General features: G+C 63.5%; 14 protein-coding genes and 1 pseudogene. 6 read left to right on the forward strand and 9 right to left on the reverse strand.

Features of this window, described 5'->3' with window-relative positions:
• Positions 1–98: 98 nt before the first annotated feature.
• From LDO22_RS02250 to LDO22_RS02285, 8 genes are all read right to left on the reverse strand, one after another.
• Positions 99–1,154, reverse strand: coding sequence for a carbohydrate kinase (locus LDO22_RS02250; RefSeq protein WP_224025953.1), 1,056 nt, complete (start codon positions 1,152–1,154; stop codon positions 99–101).
• Between the two features lie 99 nt (positions 1,155–1,253).
• Positions 1,254–2,252 (reverse strand): aldo/keto reductase family protein, encoded by a 999-nt coding sequence (locus LDO22_RS02255; protein WP_224025954.1) that lies wholly within the window; start codon positions 2,250–2,252, stop codon positions 1,254–1,256.
• Positions 2,252–3,766: a glycoside hydrolase family 32 protein gene (locus LDO22_RS02260; RefSeq protein WP_224025955.1), complete on the reverse strand. Its 1,515-nt coding sequence runs from the start codon at positions 3,764–3,766 to the stop codon at positions 2,252–2,254. Before LDO22_RS02260 ends, LDO22_RS02255 begins: the two co-directional genes overlap by 1 nt.
• A 120-nt stretch (positions 3,767–3,886) precedes the next feature.
• Entirely contained in the window at positions 3,887–5,497 is a 1,611-nt protein-coding gene (locus LDO22_RS02265; protein ID WP_224025956.1) for an ABC transporter substrate-binding protein, read from the reverse strand.
• Between the two features lie 89 nt (positions 5,498–5,586).
• Positions 5,587–6,552 carry a carbohydrate ABC transporter permease gene (locus LDO22_RS02270; RefSeq protein ID WP_224025957.1) on the reverse strand — a complete coding sequence of 322 codons (966 nt, stop codon included), beginning with the start codon at positions 6,550–6,552 and terminating at the stop codon, positions 5,587–5,589.
• A 7-nt stretch (positions 6,553–6,559) separates the two neighbouring features.
• Entirely contained in the window at positions 6,560–7,369 is an 810-nt protein-coding gene (locus LDO22_RS02275; RefSeq protein ID WP_224025958.1) for an ABC transporter permease subunit, read from the reverse strand.
• 167 nt (positions 7,370–7,536) lie between these two features.
• The gene (locus LDO22_RS02280) at positions 7,537–8,580 is read right to left on the reverse strand and encodes a LacI family DNA-binding transcriptional regulator (protein ID WP_224025959.1); all 1,044 of its coding nucleotides are present in this window, start codon (positions 8,578–8,580) and stop codon (positions 7,537–7,539) included.
• 181 nt (positions 8,581–8,761) lie between these two features.
• Entirely contained in the window at positions 8,762–9,685 is a 924-nt protein-coding gene (locus LDO22_RS02285) for an AraC family transcriptional regulator (RefSeq protein ID WP_224025960.1), read from the reverse strand.
• A 272-nt stretch (positions 9,686–9,957) separates the two neighbouring features.
• On the opposite strand from LDO22_RS02285, the gene LDO22_RS02290 reads away from it, so the two are divergent.
• From LDO22_RS02290 to LDO22_RS02315, 6 genes and pseudogenes are all read left to right on the forward strand, one after another.
• Positions 9,958–11,304 carry a sugar ABC transporter substrate-binding protein gene (locus LDO22_RS02290; RefSeq protein ID WP_224025961.1) on the forward strand — a complete coding sequence of 449 codons (1,347 nt, stop codon included), beginning with the start codon at positions 9,958–9,960 and terminating at the stop codon, positions 11,302–11,304.
• Between the two features lie 26 nt (positions 11,305–11,330).
• Positions 11,331–12,299, forward strand: a complete 969-nt coding sequence (locus LDO22_RS02295; RefSeq protein WP_159632700.1) for a sugar ABC transporter permease — start codon at positions 11,331–11,333, stop codon at positions 12,297–12,299.
• On the forward strand, positions 12,296–13,213 hold the full coding sequence (locus LDO22_RS02300; protein WP_159632699.1) for a carbohydrate ABC transporter permease: 918 nt from the start codon (positions 12,296–12,298) through the stop codon (positions 13,211–13,213). The genes LDO22_RS02295 and LDO22_RS02300 overlap by 4 nt, the downstream gene beginning before the upstream one ends.
• Before the next feature lie 31 nt (positions 13,214–13,244).
• Complete coding sequence (locus tag LDO22_RS02305; protein WP_224025962.1) at positions 13,245–14,306, forward strand: NAD(P)-dependent alcohol dehydrogenase; 1,062 nt, start codon at positions 13,245–13,247, stop codon at positions 14,304–14,306.
• Positions 14,307–14,352: 46 nt separating this feature from the next.
• Positions 14,353–15,348: a carbohydrate kinase gene (locus tag LDO22_RS02310; RefSeq protein WP_224025963.1), complete on the forward strand. Its 996-nt coding sequence runs from the start codon at positions 14,353–14,355 to the stop codon at positions 15,346–15,348.
• Positions 15,349–15,725: 377 nt separating this feature from the next.
• Positions 15,726–15,848 (forward strand): annotated as a pseudogene (locus LDO22_RS02315) (gfo/Idh/MocA family oxidoreductase); the annotation flags it as partial.
• Positions 15,849–15,959: 111 nt separating this feature from the next.
• On the opposite strand, the gene LDO22_RS02320 reads toward LDO22_RS02315, so the two are convergent.
• On the reverse strand, positions 15,960–17,624 hold the full coding sequence (locus LDO22_RS02320) for a phosphodiester glycosidase family protein (RefSeq protein ID WP_224025964.1): 1,665 nt from the start codon (positions 17,622–17,624) through the stop codon (positions 15,960–15,962).
• Positions 17,625–17,695: the final 71 nt, after the last annotated feature.

Raw genomic sequence — 17,695 nt, forward strand, 5'->3', positions numbered from 1 at the left:
GCGACGGAGCAACCATCCACAAACAGCTTGGCTAGAGGTTCCCTTTCGCATTCCTGGGTGAGTACCAAGGCGCGTCGGTTTGCCAGGAGCCCACCTGGTTACCGGGAGCGGCTCTGCGCGCTGGGGCTCACGTCGTCAGCGCGGCAGCATGACTTGAACTTGGTCCGTGATGTCTTGACGTAGGAAGTTGCTGCTCTATGCGGATGCTCATGTGTAAGTGAGGGTAGCTCGACAGCAGATGTCAGTTCGTCCAGGGTCGGCGGCTTCGCTCCGGGGCGCTGCACGGTGATCGCCGCTGCTGTGGCTGCGGTTCGTCCGAGTTGCTCCATGACGGTGGGGGCGAAGCCTTCGGTGCCGCGGGTGAGGAGGCCCATAATGAGTGCGGCCATGAAAGAGTCACCGGCGCCTATGGTGTCCGCGACCGTGGCTTTGACGGCGGGGATGGTGATGCGTGCGTCCGGGGAGGTGAACTGGGAGCCTTCGGCTCCCTTGGTGATCACTGCCAACCCGGCGCCCAGTCGGAGGATGTGGTCAGCGGTTTCCTCCAATGTTCGCCGGGGGTAGAGCCAGCGGGCGTCCTCGTCGCTGAGTTTGACGACGTCGGTCAGGGAGACGAGTTCTTCAAAGATCCCCTTCGCTTCGGCGTGGCTGCCGAGCAGGGAGGGCCTGATATTCGGATCGTAGGTGATGGTGGACTGCGTGTGGGCTTGTTCGAGCAGGGCTTTGACCGCACCGGCCCCGGGGTCCAGGAAGGTGGCTATGGAACCGGTGTGCAGAATTCTGGGAAAGCAGGCGGGCGTAGTTGTTGGCAGGTCCCAGTGGATGTCGAAGTCGTATGCGGCGGATCCGCCGGGTGCAAGGGTTACGGTTGCTGTTGCCGTGCGGGTGAGGGATTTTGATCCGGGCAGGAGAGCTACTCCTGCCCGCCGGAGGTGGTCCTCTATCGATACTCCCCGGGCGTCGGGTGCGATGGCCGTGAGCAGGCCGGTATGCACGCCAAGACGTCCGAGTCCGTAGGCCACATTGGCGGGAGATCCGCCGGGATGCTCCACCTGGCTGTCCGGGGTGGTGACCACGTCGATCAGTGCTTCACCGACAACGACGGCGTCAAGGGGCTTCTGGGCTTCTTGGCGGGCTGCTTTGAGGTGTTCCATGCTGTGCCTCTCGGGACAGGAGTCGGGGTCATCTGGCGGTCGTGGTCGGACCGCGGAAGGCGGCGCCGAATCGTGGGTCCAAGGTCTGGCTGTCAGTTTTCAAGGGCGCGTAAGGAAGGACTCGACCTTTTCCGGGTCCCTCTCGACCACGGGGCCGAGGATCTCATCGGCTTCTGCGAGCAGCTTCGGGTCCAGCCTTGCCCCGGACGCCTTCGTGTTGTCGACGAGTTGTTCGGGGCGTGAGGCGCCGACAATCGCCGCGGACACGTTGGGGTTCTGCAGCACCCAGGCGACGGCGAATGCCGCCATGGACAGGCCGGCTTCCGCGGCCAGCGGCAGGAGTCGCTGGACGCGGGTGAGGATGTCGTGGCCAAGAAAGCGGTGGTCATCCTTGAGTTTTCCGTCGGGGCCGCGGAAACGGGAGCCTTGTGAAACTGCTGCGCCGGGTGCGTATTTGCCGGTGAGGACTCCCTGGGCGAGGGGAGGCCAGCAGATTTGTCCAATCCCCAGGTCCTCGCTGAGGGGGACAACCTGTGCTTCGATGACGCGCCAGAGCATGGAGTACTGGGGCTGGTTGGAGACGAGCTGAACGCCGTGTTCCTTTGCCAGGGCAGCCCCGGCGCTGATTTCGTCGGCCGTCCATTCGGACACTCCGATGTAGTGTGCTTTTCCGGCCCTGACGATGTCGGCGAAGGCCTGCATGGTCTCTTCCAGCGGCGTCTCGTAGTCGTAGCGGTGTGCCTGGTAGAGGTCCACGTACTCGGTCTGGAGCCGGCGAAGGGAGCCGTTCATTGACTCCATGATGTGTTTGCGTGAAAGGCCGCGGTCGTTTCGGCCTTCGCCGGTGGGGAAGTAGACCTTGGTACAGATTTCAACGCTCTCGCGCCTGACCCCCGCAAGTGCCTCGCCGAGAGTTGATTTCGCCCGGGTTCCGGCGTATGCGTCGGCGGTGTCGAAGGTGGTGATTCCCAGGTCCAGAGCCTGCTGGACACAAGCGGTGGCGGTGTCCTGGTCGATTTGCTCCCCGTGGGTGTACCAGTTGCCGTAGGCGATCTCACTGAGGTACATGCCGGACGAGCCAAGCTTGCGGTATTCCACTACGCGTTGCCCTGTCCGACTGCAGCCAGCTGTAGAAGTGCCTCGGCTGAACCGTTGGCGGAGAACAGGGTGATGGCCGTTTGGGCCGGGTCCGGGAAGACCAACTCGGTAAGAGTCACGAGGCCGTCCTGCGCGAAGACCTCGACGGAGCAGCGGTCAATAAAGATCCGCAGCGAATAGGTACCGTCCAGTGCCCGCAAGGGTGCTTTGCTGACAGAAGGAAATGCCGGGTGGAAGCCGGAGTTGCCGGAGTTCGTCCGGTCCAGCACCAGTTCGCCCGCTCCAGGGCTGATGCTGATCCGGGTGCCGGAGGACCCGGCCGCTCCGTCAGTTGCGCCACGGACCACGAGACCGAACTCGTCGGCCGTTCCGGGCGTAAAGGTGACGTCGACCAGCTGCACTGCTGCGCCGCCGTCGACCGCCACCGTCCCGCTCAGGGACACCCGCTGTGCCGGCCCGGGCCGCGACCCTGCGGTGCACTCGGGGGCTGGTTGTTGCACAAGCCGCGGCTGTCCGTCCACCATGGCCAGGGAAACTTCCCGGACAAGGCTCATGGGGCTGCGCCAGGGGGAGGTGGGAATCTGGTTGGCATATTGCCAGTTGTTCATCCAGCCGATCATGAGCCTGCGGCCGTCCGGGACGTTGCTGAAGGACACGGCAGCGTAGTAGTCCCGGCCCCAGTCCAGCCACTGGTACTGATCTACCAGCCCGGGGTCCTGCATGCCCTCGGTGAGGGTCGTTTCGGAACGGAAGCTCACGCCGTCGAACTCTCCCACGAAGTACTGTCCGGCGGAGCCCCCGTTGGGGCCGCCGGGATTCATGTTCACGGTAAGAACCCATTTTGTGGTCCCGGGAAGACCGTCGACCGGCAGCTCGAAGAGGTCGGGGCATTCCCAGATCCCGCCGGTGCCGTTTGCCGGACCGAATGTGCTCAGGTAGTCCCAGTGACGGAGGTCGTCGGAGCGGTAGAGAAGCACGGCGAAATCGTGGGCTTCGACGGCGGCCATCACCCAGTAGCTGCCGGCCGGGCCGTTGTAGCGGAAGACTTTGGGGTCGCGGAATTCGGGGGAGTTCCTGGTCAGGACAGGGTTGCCCGAGTATTTGGTCCAGGAGTAGCCGCCGTCGATGCTCCAGGCGAGGGATTGGGCCTGGATGCCGGGATGGGCCGAACCGGGCTTGTAGGCACTGGTGTAGATGGCCACCAGTGGTGCAACGCCTCCCACGCCGAAACCAGAGGAATTCCCATGGTCCACCACGATGCTGCCCGAAAAGATCTCCTCGATGTCGTCACACGGGATGGCGACCTGATGCTCTTCCCAGTTGACGAGGTCGGTGGAGGTGGCGTGCCCCCATGACATGTTGCTGTGGACGTTCCCGAAGGGATTGTTCTGGTAGTAAAGGTGGTACATGCCCTCATGGAAAACCAGGCCGTTGGGATCGTTGAGCCAGGTGTCCTTGGCCGTGTAGTGCATCGCAGGGCGATAAGCCTCAAGGGTGGGCGCAACGGTGTTCATGGAGCAGGTCTCATTTCATGGATGTGGCCCGTTCGCGTGGGGCCGGAAGATTTTATTGGGGGCAGGCCGGGGATCGGGCACGGACGTTCCGTACCCGGTCCGCTGTGGGAAATCAGATGGTCAGGAGTTGTTCTTGAACCGGTTGTATGCCTGCTGGTAAACGTCGATCATTGTGTCGACGCCGACGTTCTTCAGCTGCGAAACGTAGCCGTCCCACTCCTGGTCGATGCCGCCGGAGACAATCCATTTAGCGGTGTTCTGCTTCACGAGAGTGGCAACGTCGGTCTCAATGGTGCTGATCTGCTGGAGTTCTTCGTTGGAGAGCGCCACTGGCGGGTATCCATCGTTTGCGGCGAACGGCTTGTAGTTTCCTTCAACCGTCTTCTGCCGTTCAGCGGCCCGGGGCTCGGGCGCTACGACTTTCTGGAAGTTTTCTGCGGTGTTGGCCTTGGGTCCTCCCGGTGCAACTTTTTGGCGCCGTTCGCCTTCACTCGTACCGGCCGGCGCCGGAATCTGGGTCAGCAGGCCGGTTGCCGGGTCTTTCTGCAGGGTCTCGCCGATGGGGCCCCAGTTGGCCTGGGCTGACTGGATGGGGTCATAGAGGTTGTCGGCCCAGCGCATGGTTGCGGCAGGGTACTTATCGGCCCGGGTGATAGCGAAGGCTCCGCGGGCGATTTCCTGGTTATTGGACTGGCTGGCCAGCCTCTTGCCATCCACCCCCTCGAGCACGGGCAGCAGTTTGTAGTCGCCGGCGCGGTCAGCCCCGACCATTTCCTTGATTTCCCACCAGACGAAGGAGCCGAGGTTTTCTGTTCCGGCCTTTCCCTTGGCCAGGTAGGCCTTGTCGTCCTGCGAGAAGGATTCGGGATCGATCAGGCCTTCCTGGTACCACTGGTGCAGGGTCTGGATGGCTTTCTTGTAGCCGTCCTGGGTGGCCGTGTAGATGACTTTGCCGTCCTGGACGATGCGGTGGTCCATGTTGTCCGGAACGCCGCCAAGAGCTGCGATGAGGTCGACGATGTCCCCGCACCAGGAACTGGGCATGAAGCTCAAGGGGATGGTCTTGCCGGTGCCCGAGGCGTCCTTGGTTTTGAAGGCGAGCAGGGCGTCGTGCAGTTCGTTCACGGTCTTCGGCATCGGGATGCCGAGCTTGTCCAGCCATGCGGTATTGATGGCCATCTCGTTGGGGAATTGGACCAGGCCAAGTTCCTCGATGGAGGGCAGCGAGTAGATGTGGCCGTCAGATGAAGTGATGGCGGCCTTGATGTCCGGCCGCGCCGCGAGAAGTTTGGAAAGGTTGGGTGCGTTCTTCTCGATGAGGCCTTCGAGCGGAATGAGTGTGCCGTTTGCTGAGTAGGTGCCGATTTCGGCGTCGGTAAGGCCGCTGTTGAAAAAGGCGTCAGGGAGGTCGCCGCTGGCCAGGATCAGGTTCTTCTTTTCCTTGAAAACCGTCTCCGGGAGGTTCTGCCAGTCGATGTGGATGTTGGTGTCCTTTTCCCACTGCTGCACCAGGGTCATGGTGCTGTAGTCGGGAGCGAGGGCGGTCTTTGTTCCGGAGAACTTCAGGGTCAGCTGGTTCTTGACGATGGGGAAGCCGGTTTCCTGGAACCCGGCTTCTGCCGAGGAGTCCTTGATGTCGCCGGTTCCCTTGGAGTTGCCCGAGCATGCGGTGAACAGCATTGTTCCTGCCATGAGGGTGCCGAGGATGGCGAGTTTGCGGCTTGTAGCCATGGGTCGTTTCCTTTTCTGGTTTGCGGGGGAGGGGTGATACCGGCGGAAGGTGGGTACCGCCGTCGGGCATTAGCGTCTGGTTCCGGGGCCTAGCTCTTGACGGCGCCGATCATGGTGCCTTTGGTGAAGTGTTTTTGCATGAAGGGCAGCGCAATCATCAGCGGCAGGCTGGAGACGACGATCATGGCGTACTTGGTCAGCTCACCGATGCGCTGCGCGGCGGCGTAGGACTCGATGTCGCCGCCGGTGGTGCCGGCGGAGGAGACATCGGACTGGATGAGGATGTTTCGTAGCACGAGCTGCAGGGGGTATTTGGTGTCGTCGTTGAGGAAGATCAAGGCGTCAAAGAACGAATTCCAGTGCGCCACCACATGGACCATGATCATGAGCATGATGAGCGGCTTGGACAGGGGGAGCACCATCTTGAAGAAGAAGGTGAAATCGTTGGCGCCGTCCATCTGGGCAGCTTCCCGGAGCTCTCCGGGGATGGTGTTCTCGAAGAAGGACCGGGCGATAATCAGGTTCCAGACTCCCACTGCCCCTGGCAGCACGACTGCCCAGACAGTGTCCAGCATGCCCAGGTCCCGCACTACCAGGTACTTGGTGATCAGGCCGCCGTCGAAGAACATGGTGATGACGAAGAGCAGCATCAGGAACTTCCTGCCCGGCATGTCCTTGCGGGAAAGCGCGTAGGCACCGAACAGGATAGTGGTCACGCTGATCGCTGTCCCCAGGACCGTATAGATGACCGTGTTGCCCAGACCGTTCCAGATCCGGCTGTCTGCGAGGATCCGCTGGTATCCCTCCAGCGTGACCCCGGAGGGGAACAGCCATACATTGCCTTCGTAAACGGCATTGGGATCGCTGATCGAGGCGATGACGATGAAGTACAAGGGATAGACGACGGCGACGATGGACAGCGCCAGGATGGTGACGGACGCGATGTTGAAGGCGGAGTCGGCCCATTTGTCGCGGAACGACGTCGACCGCCTGCGGAGGGGTTGGGGTTGGTTGACGGGGGCCGGGGCGGCCACGGCTTCGGTGTTCAAGGACATGACGGCATCACCACAGGGTTGCTTGGTTGGCCCGGCGCGCTACCCAGTTGAAGGTCAGCAGCAACACGAGGTTGAGGACGGAATTGAACAGGCCAATGGCGGCCGAGTAGCTGAACTGCGCCTGCTGCAGGCCTGCGTGGTAGACGTACGTTTGGATGATTTCCGACGTCGGCAGGTTCAGGTTTGTTTGCATCAGCAGGGCTTTTTCGAATCCCACGTTGAGCAGGTTCCCGATGGCGAGGATGAACAGCACCGTTATGACGGGCATGATGCCGGGCAGGTCGACGTGCCGGATGCGTTGCAGCTTGGAGGCGCCGTCAACCTTGGCGGCGTCATGCAGTGCGGGGTCGATCCCCGACAAGGCAGCCAGATACACGATCATGGAAAAGCCCGCGTTTTGCCACACATCTGAAATGACGTACACGGGCCGGAACCACTCCGGGGAGCCCATGAAGAAGACCGGTTGGCCGCCTGCCAGTTGAATGGCGTTGTTGACCAGGCCCGACCGCGGGGAAAGCAGGACGAACATGATGCCCACAACGACCACCGTCGAGATGAAAGCCGGCGAATAGAGCACGGTTTGGGTGAACTTCTTGAACCGTTCGCTCTGGAGTTGGTTGACCAGGAGCGCGAGGATGATCGGAATGGGGAAGGCCAGCAGCAGCCCCAGGACAGCGATCCAGAGGGTGTTACCAACCACCTGGCTGAACTGGTAGGAGTTGACGAACCGAATGAAGTGCTGCAGTCCAACCCAGGGGCTTCCGGTGAATCCATCCACGGGGTTGTAGTTGCGGAAAGCTATTTGTACCCCGTACATCGGCCAATACTTGAAAACTGCGATGTAGAGGAGCGACGGGATTAGTAATACGTATAACTGCCACGCCCTCGCAACTCTCTTCAGGCGCAGCGAAAAGGCCTTCCGTTGGCGCGTTCGAGCCGGGGGCGCCGGGGGCGCTGCCGGCGTGGGCCGAGCCAGGACACGGCTCATGGCTTCTCCTTTGGATGTGTCACTGAGTTCCGTTCAATCAGCGGGCAGGTCATGAACTCGACCCGCCCGTCAGGTTCGGCGCCCTGCAGGATGAGGTCAACGGCACGGCGCCCCATCTCGACAAAAGGCAGCTCTAGAGTGGTGAGTCCCGGCCTCAGGTGCGGGGCCAGGGTCTCCTGGTTGTCGAAGCCGACGATGGATACATCGCCGGGGATCGAAAGGTGCAGCTCCGCGGCGGCCTGGTAGGCCCCCCATGCGGTGCGGTCATTGGCGCAGAAGATGGCGGTCGGGGGCTTGCCGGATGTCAGCAACTCCGTTGCATAGGTGAAACCGTCGTCTTCGTTGCCGGTGCCGAAGCGGACCAGCTCCGATGACACCGGGATGCCGGCCTCGGTCAGTGCTTTGGTGTAACCGTTGAAGCGTCCCACGGCCGCGGGGAGTTCACTTTCCAGGGTTTCGATGTTGATCATCGCTACCTGCGTATGTCCGGCTTCGATGAGGTGCCGGGTGGCGGTGTAACCCCCCAGTTCCTCATCCGGGGCGACGCTGGGAAGGCGCAGCTTTCGGTCCTGGGAATTCAGCACTACCGAGGGGACGGCCTCCAGTGCTTCAGGGACATCGAGCCGGCGGTGGTACATCCCCGCGTAAACGACGCCGGCAACCTTGTAGGAGAGCATGGAATCCAGCGACGCTGATTCCAGTGCCTTGTCTCCGCCGGTGTTCATGGTCAGCAGAAGCAAGCCGTCTTCCCATGCGCGTTCCTGTGCCCCTTCAATGATCTTTCCTGCAAAAGGTGTGGTGGCAACGGCGTCACCAAGGAACCCGATGATTCCGGAAATGCCTTCCCGGAGGGTTTTGGCGTGGGCGTTAGTACGGTAGCCAAGCTGCTGCACCGCGTCCTTCACCCGCTGGCGGGTTTCGTCCGAGAACCTGGAACCGGACGCTGAATTCAGGACCAGGGAGACGGTGGCCTGGGAAACTCCTGCGGCAGCCGCCACGTCATGCATGGTGGGTCCGGAGTGGGGGCGGGACCGGGCCATGGGCACCTCCTTGGGCCGTTAGTTATGCGTATCAGTTATTCGTATAACCGACAGAAAGAACAGTAACCTGCACCACACGGCGGCGTCAAGATGTTACTTATTCAGCCTGCACGCGGGGTCCCAATGTTTGCAGGGCATGGAATGTGGGAGGCGGCGCACTCATCCCAAGCAGGCCGGACTCTCACTTCTGTGTGCGTTGGCGGTAGTGCCGCGGGGTTTCTCCCGTGTCGTTGAGGAAGTGTCGGTTGAAATTGGAGAGGTTGGTGAAGCCGACTTCGTAGCAAATGTCTGACACCGCCTTATCGCTGCGCTCGAGCAGGCGCCGGGCATGTGCCAGCCGCAGTTTCCGGACCAGGTCACTGAAGTTCTGTCCGGTGGCGCGCTTGAAGTACTTGGAAAAGGTGGGCTCCGGCATCCCCACCAGGGCAGCAGCCTCAGACATCCGGACGCTGCCGGAGTGATTGCTGAACACGTACTCCAGGACAAGGTCGACGACGGCGGCGGCCTGTCCGTCCAGCTGCGGCCTGAACCATTCTTCCGCGAGATACCGGCGGTCACCTTCCGGCGCCGCGGCAAGGAGTGCGAACAATTCAAACAGGTGCTGGAGGCGCTCCAGGCCGGTGGTCTGGCCCATGGCCTCAATGGCCACCGCCGCTGCCGCTGCGGTTTGTCCCAGGAATTCGATGCCACGCGCTGACTGTTCGAGCAACGGACGGACCTCGGCCAGCTCGGGGACCACGCCGGCCGCCTGCTCCACCCACTTCCCGTCGAACTGGATGACAGCGTCCCGGTTCTCCAGTACTTCGCCCGGCTCCAGGTCGCTGACCCAGTCGTGCGGCAGGCCAGACCCCACGATCGACACGTGGCCGGCCTCAAAGGTGCCGATGTGGTCGCCGACGATGAATTTTCCGGTGCCCTTGCGGATGAGGTGGATCTCGTACTCAGGATGGTAGTTCCATCGCGCCAGCGGGCTTGGGTAGCTGTGCTGGTGCCACCGCACCGAGTGGTTGGGATCCGGGGGAATCACTTCGCGGTTGGCCCGCATGCCCAGAAGTCTTTCGGCCAGCCGGGCAGTCGCTTCCTCGGCATCATCCACTGTGGCCATGGCAGTCTCCGTGTATCCGGTGGTTATGAATTTTGGACAGCATCCCCTCCGCCCTAACCAGCGTACCGGCTGATGAGGCTTATCGAATTGGAAAATAAGTATCAGAAACGGGCAACGGTGACGCTAGTTGTGGCACATCCCCCACACCTACTGTTGAGGAACAAGAGCACGCCACCGGGATCCCGGAAGCTGGCCGCACACCAGACCGGCACCCTGACGCAGCAGTCGGGTGCATCTGCCCTGAATCTTCCTGAAGAACAAAGGAGTCCTTAATGCGCCCGAAAACGCGCGCTGCCGTCCTGTCCGCCGGAGCCCTCTGCATCGCTCTGGGCGCCACGGCCTGCGCAGGTGCCGGCGGAGGCAATTCCGCCGGCAACCCCAACAGCATCAACGTCCTGATGGTCAACAACCCCCAAATGGAGGACCTGCAGAAGCTCACCGCAGACAACTTCACCAAAGAAACCGGCATTAACGTCAACTTCACGATCCTGCCGGAGAACGACGTCCGGGCCAAGATCAGCCAAGAGTTCTCCAGCCAGGCCGGTCAATACGATGTCGCATCGCTGTCCAACTACGAAATCCCGTTCTATTCCGCCAACGGCTGGCTGGCACCACTGGACAGCGTGGCCAGGGACCCCGGCTTCGACCAGGCGGATATCCTCCCCGCCTACACTGCTTCCCTCACCGGTACGGACGGCAGGCTCTACGGCGAACCGTTCTATGGTGAATCGTCCTTCCTGATGTACCGGAAGGACATCCTCGAGGCCAAGGGCCTGACCATGCCGGACAAACCCACCTGGGACCAAGTGGCCGACATCGCGGGGAAAGTAGACGGCGCAGCACCCGGCATGAAAGGCATCTGCCTGCGCGGCCAGCCCGGCTGGGGCCAGGTCTTCGCGCCCCTGACCACAGTGGTGAACACCTTTGGCGGCACCTGGTTCGACAAGGACTGGAATGCCCAGGTCAACAGCCCGGAGTTCACCGCCGCCACCGAGTTCTACACCAACCTGGTCCGCCAACACGGTGAAGCAGGAGCCGCCCAGGCAGGCTTCACCGAGTGCCTGAACAACATGAGCCAGGGCAAAACGGCCATGTGGTACGACGCAACCTCGGCCGCGGGTGCCCTTGAAGCCGACTCCTCTCCGGTCAAAGGCAAAATCGGCTACGCCCAGGCTCCCATTAAGGAGACCAAGTCCTCGGGCTGGCTCTGGACCTGGTCCTGGGCCATGCAGGCCGCCTCCAAGAAACAGGATGCCGCCGGGAAGTTCGTAGCCTGGGCCAGCTCCAAGGACTACGAACATCTCGTGGCATCCAAGCTCGGCTGGGCCAAAGTCCCCTCCGGCAAACGCGTCTCCACCTATGAAAATGCGGAATTCCAGAAGGCTGCCCCCTTCTTCACCGCGGAGCGGTTCGCGATCGAGAACGCCGATCCCAAGAACCCCGGCACCCAGCCGCGACCCGCCGTCGGAATCCAGTTTGTGGGCATCCCCGAGTTCGCCGCCCTGGGCACAAACGTTTCGCAGGGCGTCAGTTCCGCCATCGCGGGGCAGGGCACGGTGGCGGACGCTTTGGCCAAGGGCCAGGACGCCGCCCAAAAAATCGGCAACAAGTACAAGTAGCACCAACCGAACCGCAGGAGAATCCCATGACTACCGCAACGGCGCGTATCTCCCGACCGGGACACACCGCAGCCAAACCCACACGACGTGGGCCATCCCGTGAACGCGCCATGGCCTGGGCACGGCGTGCGCCGCTGCTCCCGGCCCTGATCTTCCTCATCGTGGTAACCCAGCTTCCTTTCGTGGTGACGTTGTTCATCTCGTTCCTGAACTGGAACAGCCTTAGCCCCAGCAAGACGGCCTTCGCCGGGCTGGAAAACTACATCACCGTCCTCACCGACCCGGACCTGCGGCAGGCGATCTTCACCACCATCGTCCTCACCGTCTCTGTGGTGCTCGCCAGCCTGCTCATCGGGCTGGGCCTGGCCCTGCTGCTGGACAAGAAGTTCCTGGGCAGGGGATTGGCACGAACCCTGCTGATCGCACCGTTCCTGGTGGTCCCCGTGGCTGCCGCGCTGATCTGGAAGCACGCCCTCCTGAACCCCGCTTACGGGCTGATAAACGGCATCCTCACCTGGCTCTGGTCGCTTTTCGGCAGCAGCGCTGCCCCGCAGCTGGACCTGCTGTCCCAAGCACCCCTGGCAGCCGTCGTCGTCTCCCTCGTATGGCAGTGGACGCCGTTCATGATGCTCATCCTGCTCGCCGGTTTGCAGTCGCGACCCATGGACACAGTGGAAGCGGCCCAAATGGACGGCGCCACACCTTGGGCGATCTTCCGGCACCTGACGCTGCCACATCTGCGCCAGTACCTGGAACTCGGCGGTCTGCTCGGCGCCATCTACATCGTGCAGAACTTTGACTCCGTCTTCACCCTCACGGCGGGCGGCCTGGGCACCGCCAACCTGCCCTACGCCATCTACCAGACGTTCTACTACGCCAACGAATATGGCCTGGCCTCCGCCGCCGGCGTCGTGGTGGTCATCGGCACCATCATCGTGGCGACCTTCGCACTCCGCACCGTCTTTTCACTCTTCAAGAAGGAGGCAGCACGATGAGCACCCTTACCCCCGCTGCACCGCAGAGCACCCCACCTCGCCCCACAGCGCTGACCACCGGTAACCGCAAGCGCGGTAAAACGAGGATGGACCCCACGCGCAACAACACCGCTGCCGGTGTCGCTGCGTGGCTGCTGGCCCTGCTCTTTGCATCCCCCGTGGTGTGGATGATCCTGACCTCGTTCCACTCCGAGACGGATGCGGCCACCAATCCGCCGTCGATCGCGGCAAGCCTGACCTTGGACGCCTACCGGGAATTCTTCGGCGAGACGTCCGGTGTCAGCCCGTGGCCGTCCCTGATCAACTCCGCCACCGCATCCATCCTGTCCACGGTCCTGGTCCTGGTGCTGGCCATCCCCGCCGCCTACGCACTCTCCATCCGGCCGGTGAAGAAGTGGACCGATGTCATGTTCTTCTTCCTCTCGACGAAGATGATGCCCGTGGTGGCTGCGATCCTGCCGCTTTACCTGTTCGCCCGCACTGTAGGGGCACTGGACAACATCTGGTTCCTGATCCTGATGTACACCTCCATGAACCTGCCCATCGCGGTGTGGATGATGCGGTCCTTCCTCGCCGAAGTTCCCGAAGAAATGCTGGAGGCGGCCCAAATCGACGGCGCCAACCTCCTGCTGATCCTGCGCAAGGTCATCGCCCCGGTCGCGATGCCGGGCATCGCCGCCACCGCCCTGATCTGCTTCATCTTCAGCTGGAACGAACTGCTCCTTGCCCGCGTCCTCACCGGCGTCGTGGCGGGCACCGCCCCGGTCTTCCTGACCGGCTTCGTGTCCGGGCAGGGATTGTTCCTCGCCAAAGTCTGCGCGGCCGCCGTCGTCATTTCCCTGCCGGTGCTGTTCGCCGGTTTTGCCGCCCAGGACAAACTCGTCCAGGGCCTCTCCCTGGGCGCTGTCAAGTAACGTGCACGCCGCTTTCGAAAGGATCGCTCCGATGACAACTCCCACAACCCGGTTCCGCCCCCACGCCCACGCGAAACTGCCCGCGACCATGCGGGCCAGCGTCCTGAAGAGCCAGGGCGACATGTCCATGGAAAGCTTGCCGCTCCCGCAACCCGATGCGGACCAGGTACTGGTGCAGGTCACCGCCGTCGGTGTCTGCGGCAGCGACGTCCACTACTACGAGCACGGCCGGATCGGCCCTTACGTTGTGGACCACCCGCTCATTTTGGGCCACGAACTCTCCGGCCGGATCGCCGCCGTCGGCAGCTCCGTTGACCCCGCCCGCATCGGCCAGCGCGTCGCCGTCGAACCCCAACGGCCTTGCCGTACGTGCAAGCAGTGCAAGGCCGGCCGCTACAATCTATGCCCGGACATCGAGTTCTACGCCACACCGCCGGTCGACGGCGCGTTCGCCGAGTACGTGACGATTCAGTCGGACTTTGCCTACGACATCCCGGACAGCGTCAGCGACGAGGCCGCCGCCTTGATCGAACCTCTCTCCGTGGGTCTCTGGGCTTGCGAACGCGCCGGGATCAAGCCCGGCAGCCGGGTCCTGATCGCCGGAGCCGGGCCCATCGGCATTATCGCCGCCCAAGCCGCCCGCGCCTTCGGCGCCACCGAAATCTACATCTCCGATATCGCCGAGGACCGGCTCGCGTTCGCCCTCCAGCACGGCGCCACGCGCGCGCTCAACGCGAAGACCGACAGTGTGGAAGGGCTCGACGTCGATGCGTTCATTGACGCCTCCGGCGCACCCCAGGCGGTCCGCGCCGGGATCAAGGCAGTGGCACCCGCCGGCCGCGTCATCCTGGTGGGGCTCGGAGCTGACGACGTGGAGCTGCCCGTCTCCTACATCCAGAACCGGGAGATCTGGCTCTCTGGCGTTTTCCGCTACACCAACACCTGGCCGCTGGCCATCCAGCTCATTGCTGACGGGAAAGTGGACCTGGACATCCTGGTCACCGGCAAATTCAACCTCGCCCAGTCAGAAGAGGCACTTAAGGCCGGCAAGCTGCGTGGACAGCTTAAAGCCGTGGTCTACCCGGGCCGCTAGATCCATGTTCCCGGGACTGATGAAGAGAACTGCGAGGAAGCAAGCCATGACCGATACCGGACCCACACCTGCGCGCCTACCGGCTGAACGGGGAGCCATCGTCACCGTCATTGGTGAATCGCTCGTCGACGTCATCCGGGAAGCCGGACGGACAACTCCGGCCCGGGTACACGCGGGCGGGAGTCCCCTCAACGTCGCAGTCGGGGTGGCCCGCTTGGGCTTTGCCAGCAATTTGGTGACGCACTACGCCGATGATCAGTACGGTCTCATGATCGAAGAGCACCTCCAGTCCAACGGCGTCACGGTGATCAGGGGCGGCAGCGCACCGACGTCGACGGCCACCGCAACGTTAGGTGCCCGCGGTGCCGCCGCTTATGCGTTCGACATCAGCTGGGACCTGGCGGGGGCAACACTGCCTGCGTTGGCCGCCGTCGAGACTTCCTCCCATGTGCACGCAGGATCAATTGGGGCTCTACTGGGGCCAGGGGACCAGGCCGTCCTTGGCCTTCTCGAGGCGGCGGGGGAGGGGGCAACGATCAGCTACGACCCCAACTGCCGGCCGGCCATCAGCCCTGATGTCACCGCAGCTCGTACACGGGCGGAACGGTTTGTGGCGGCCAGCGACATCGTTAAGGCCAGCGACGAAGACCTGGCCTGGCTGTACCCCGACCGCAGCCCGGAGGAAAGCCTTGCAGCCTGGCTGGAACTGGGACCGTCCATTGCAGCCCTGACCCGGGGCGCCGCTGGCCCGGTCATCATCACCCGGCGCGCGCGCATTGAAATGCAAGCAGAACCCGTCACCGTGGCTGACACCGAGGGCGCCGGCGACTCTTTCATGGCCGCTGTCATCGCCGGCCTTGCCCAGCTCGGAACGCTTGGGGCAGCCGGAAGACAACGCCTGCAGACGCTGGGCACGGACGAGCTCCATGCCCTGGCCGCATATGCCAACCGGGCCGGCGGGATCACCTGCTCCCGGCCGGGAGCCGACCCTCCCCATACCACTGAACTGGGACCGCTGTCCGCCGCAGCACCAGTGCGGTGACTTCACCCTCCAGGACACATCCACACAGAATTGCGGCCATACATAGATAAGGAACCATCTTTCGTGAACTCCGAGCAGCTACAAACCCCCGCACTGAAGGTCGGTGTCGTCGGCATCGGCTGGGAAGGCCAACAGCATTTGAAGGCCTACAGCAGCATCCCCGGTGTTGAGACCCTCGCCGTGGCGGGGATGGAAGAGGAGCCCCTGGCTGACATTGGCATCCACGTCCTCGACTACGCGCACCACCTGCTGGGCGAACCAAAGGTCCTGAGTGTCTCGGCGACCATCCACGCGGAGCTGTCGGCCAGCCCACGATCTTCACCGGCAAAGACGGGCAGAACGCCGACTACATTCCCGAAGCCCAGCCGGGCCTGGGTCTGGGCGCCATACGTGACGGTCAAGCCCCGTCACCATCGTTCGAGGAGGGGTTGCAGGTCCAGCGGGTCTTGGCAGCCATCGAGGAATCAGCGGCCGCAAAATCGATTGTCGTTCAGATCTGAAAGAGCAGGCAACCGCGCCCGACCCGGTGGCCGTGGCCGTACGGACAGCAGGACAGGGCAAAGAGAGGGAGAGCGGGGCATGTATCCATGCGCCGCTCTCCCTTGGTGTATCTAGTTCTTTCGGCCGGGCAGGAGCAGGAGCGCGTCACCGATGGGGCGTTCGCCGGTGGCGTCCGACGGTGAGTTCATGACTTGGCCATCCTCGACCATGGTGGTGGATCCGCCGCCGTCGAGGTTCATGGCGTTGACCATGCCGAGCGATTTGGCCACGTCTGCTTCCTCGTTCAGGCTCAGGCCCAAGGAGGTGGTTTGGCGGCCGTCGGCGGTGACCAGCAGGGTCCGGCCCTGGGCGTCCACGCCGGCGAAGGTGCGGGGGTTGCGCTTGTGGACCCAGCCGTAGAAGAAGCTGTTGCTGTCGTTGGTCCGGACCATGCCGTCGCGCTTGGCGGTGACGTCCAGCTGGCCGTTCCGGACCAGAGTCGGGCCGCCGTTGACAACGTCCGTAGTCGGCGTGGTGGTCAAGGTTTTGCCATTTTCGGTGAGCAAGTCCGTGTCGACTTTCAGCTTCTTGCCGGGCACGGCCAGGGCGGCGAGCTTGTCGACGTCCGAGCCGATCGCCTGCAGGGTCTGGCCGCCGGCGGGGATGGCGCTGCCGCGGGTGGGGTTGACCGCGGTGACGGTGCCCTGCGCGTCCAGGACGGCCTCGAGTCCGGGGCCGGCCGGGGTGGTGGGGCCGTACTCGGGGGTAAAGGCGACGATTTCGTTGGCGTCCGTGCAGGTGAAGTCGTGCAGCGGAAGGTTGGTCGGGGTGTCGTCGGTGCCGCCGCAGTTGCGGATGAGCCCGGGCACGCGGTCGACCCCGTCCAGGGGGAGTTCTGCCGAGCCGGGCGCGGTGACGGTGCCGTGCCAGTGCAGGCGCTCGATAGTGGTGCCGTTCTTGTCCAGAACCAGGGAAGGCCGGTCGCCGACGGGTTCGCTGAGGACCTTCCCGTCGTGGACTGCGGCTCCGGCTGGGTCCCCTGGGGCGCCTGCTGCCGGGTCCATGGTGAAGAATCCGCCGTTCACCGCTGCCAGCGCACCGGAAGCAGCGGAGAGCTGGCTTGTCGCTTCGCGGTCTTCGAGGTTGGGGCCGAAGGAGGAGGTGAGGTCTCCGTGGAATTCCTTCGGGTCAATGGTGAGGACCTGCAGGTTCCAGGGGCCGCGGTCGTCCTCGCTGGTACCGGCATCGCCGTCCCAGCCTGTGTAGATCACCGAGGCTTTGTAGCCGGTGGCCTTGATCTGGTCGAGGGTGGGGGAGCCGTCGGCCTTGGACCCGAACTGGCCCACGCGGACCCGGTAGCCGAGGTCGCCGCCGGCGTCGGCCAACTGGGGTGACTGGACGTGTTCGACCCGGGCAGTAAGGCCGGCGGCGTTGAGCTTGTCGGCGACCATCTGGGCCTGCGACTGGGTGGACAGCGCGGAGGCGGGGGCGTCAGGGTCCGGCGACGTGGATGGGACCGCGACTTCGGCGGTCCAGAAGAAGTCCTGGTTGGGGGTGCCGCGGGTGATTGTGGTCCGGGTCAGGCCCGGGGCCAGGGTGGTTACGTTGCGGGTCTCGGGGAGGTCCTTGGCGCCGAGGTCCAGGTGGGTGGACGACGGCGCGGCGGCCTTCTGATCGGGAGCCGGTGCCGTGGGTGCCGCGGTGGAGGGGCCTGCGGGGGTGAGGAAGGCGAAGGGGAGGGACACGGCCAGTGCGGTGATGACCGCACGGCGGTGACGCTGATTGGGGGTGATCATGGTTACCGACCTTAGGGTGCCTCGAAGTCAGAGCGGGCTCCCACGCGCCGGGGTTAAACATGCTTTCGGCA

It is taken from the genome of Arthrobacter sp. NicSoilC5, assembly GCF_019977395.1.
Classification (GTDB): Bacteria; Actinomycetota; Actinomycetes; order Actinomycetales; family Micrococcaceae; genus Arthrobacter.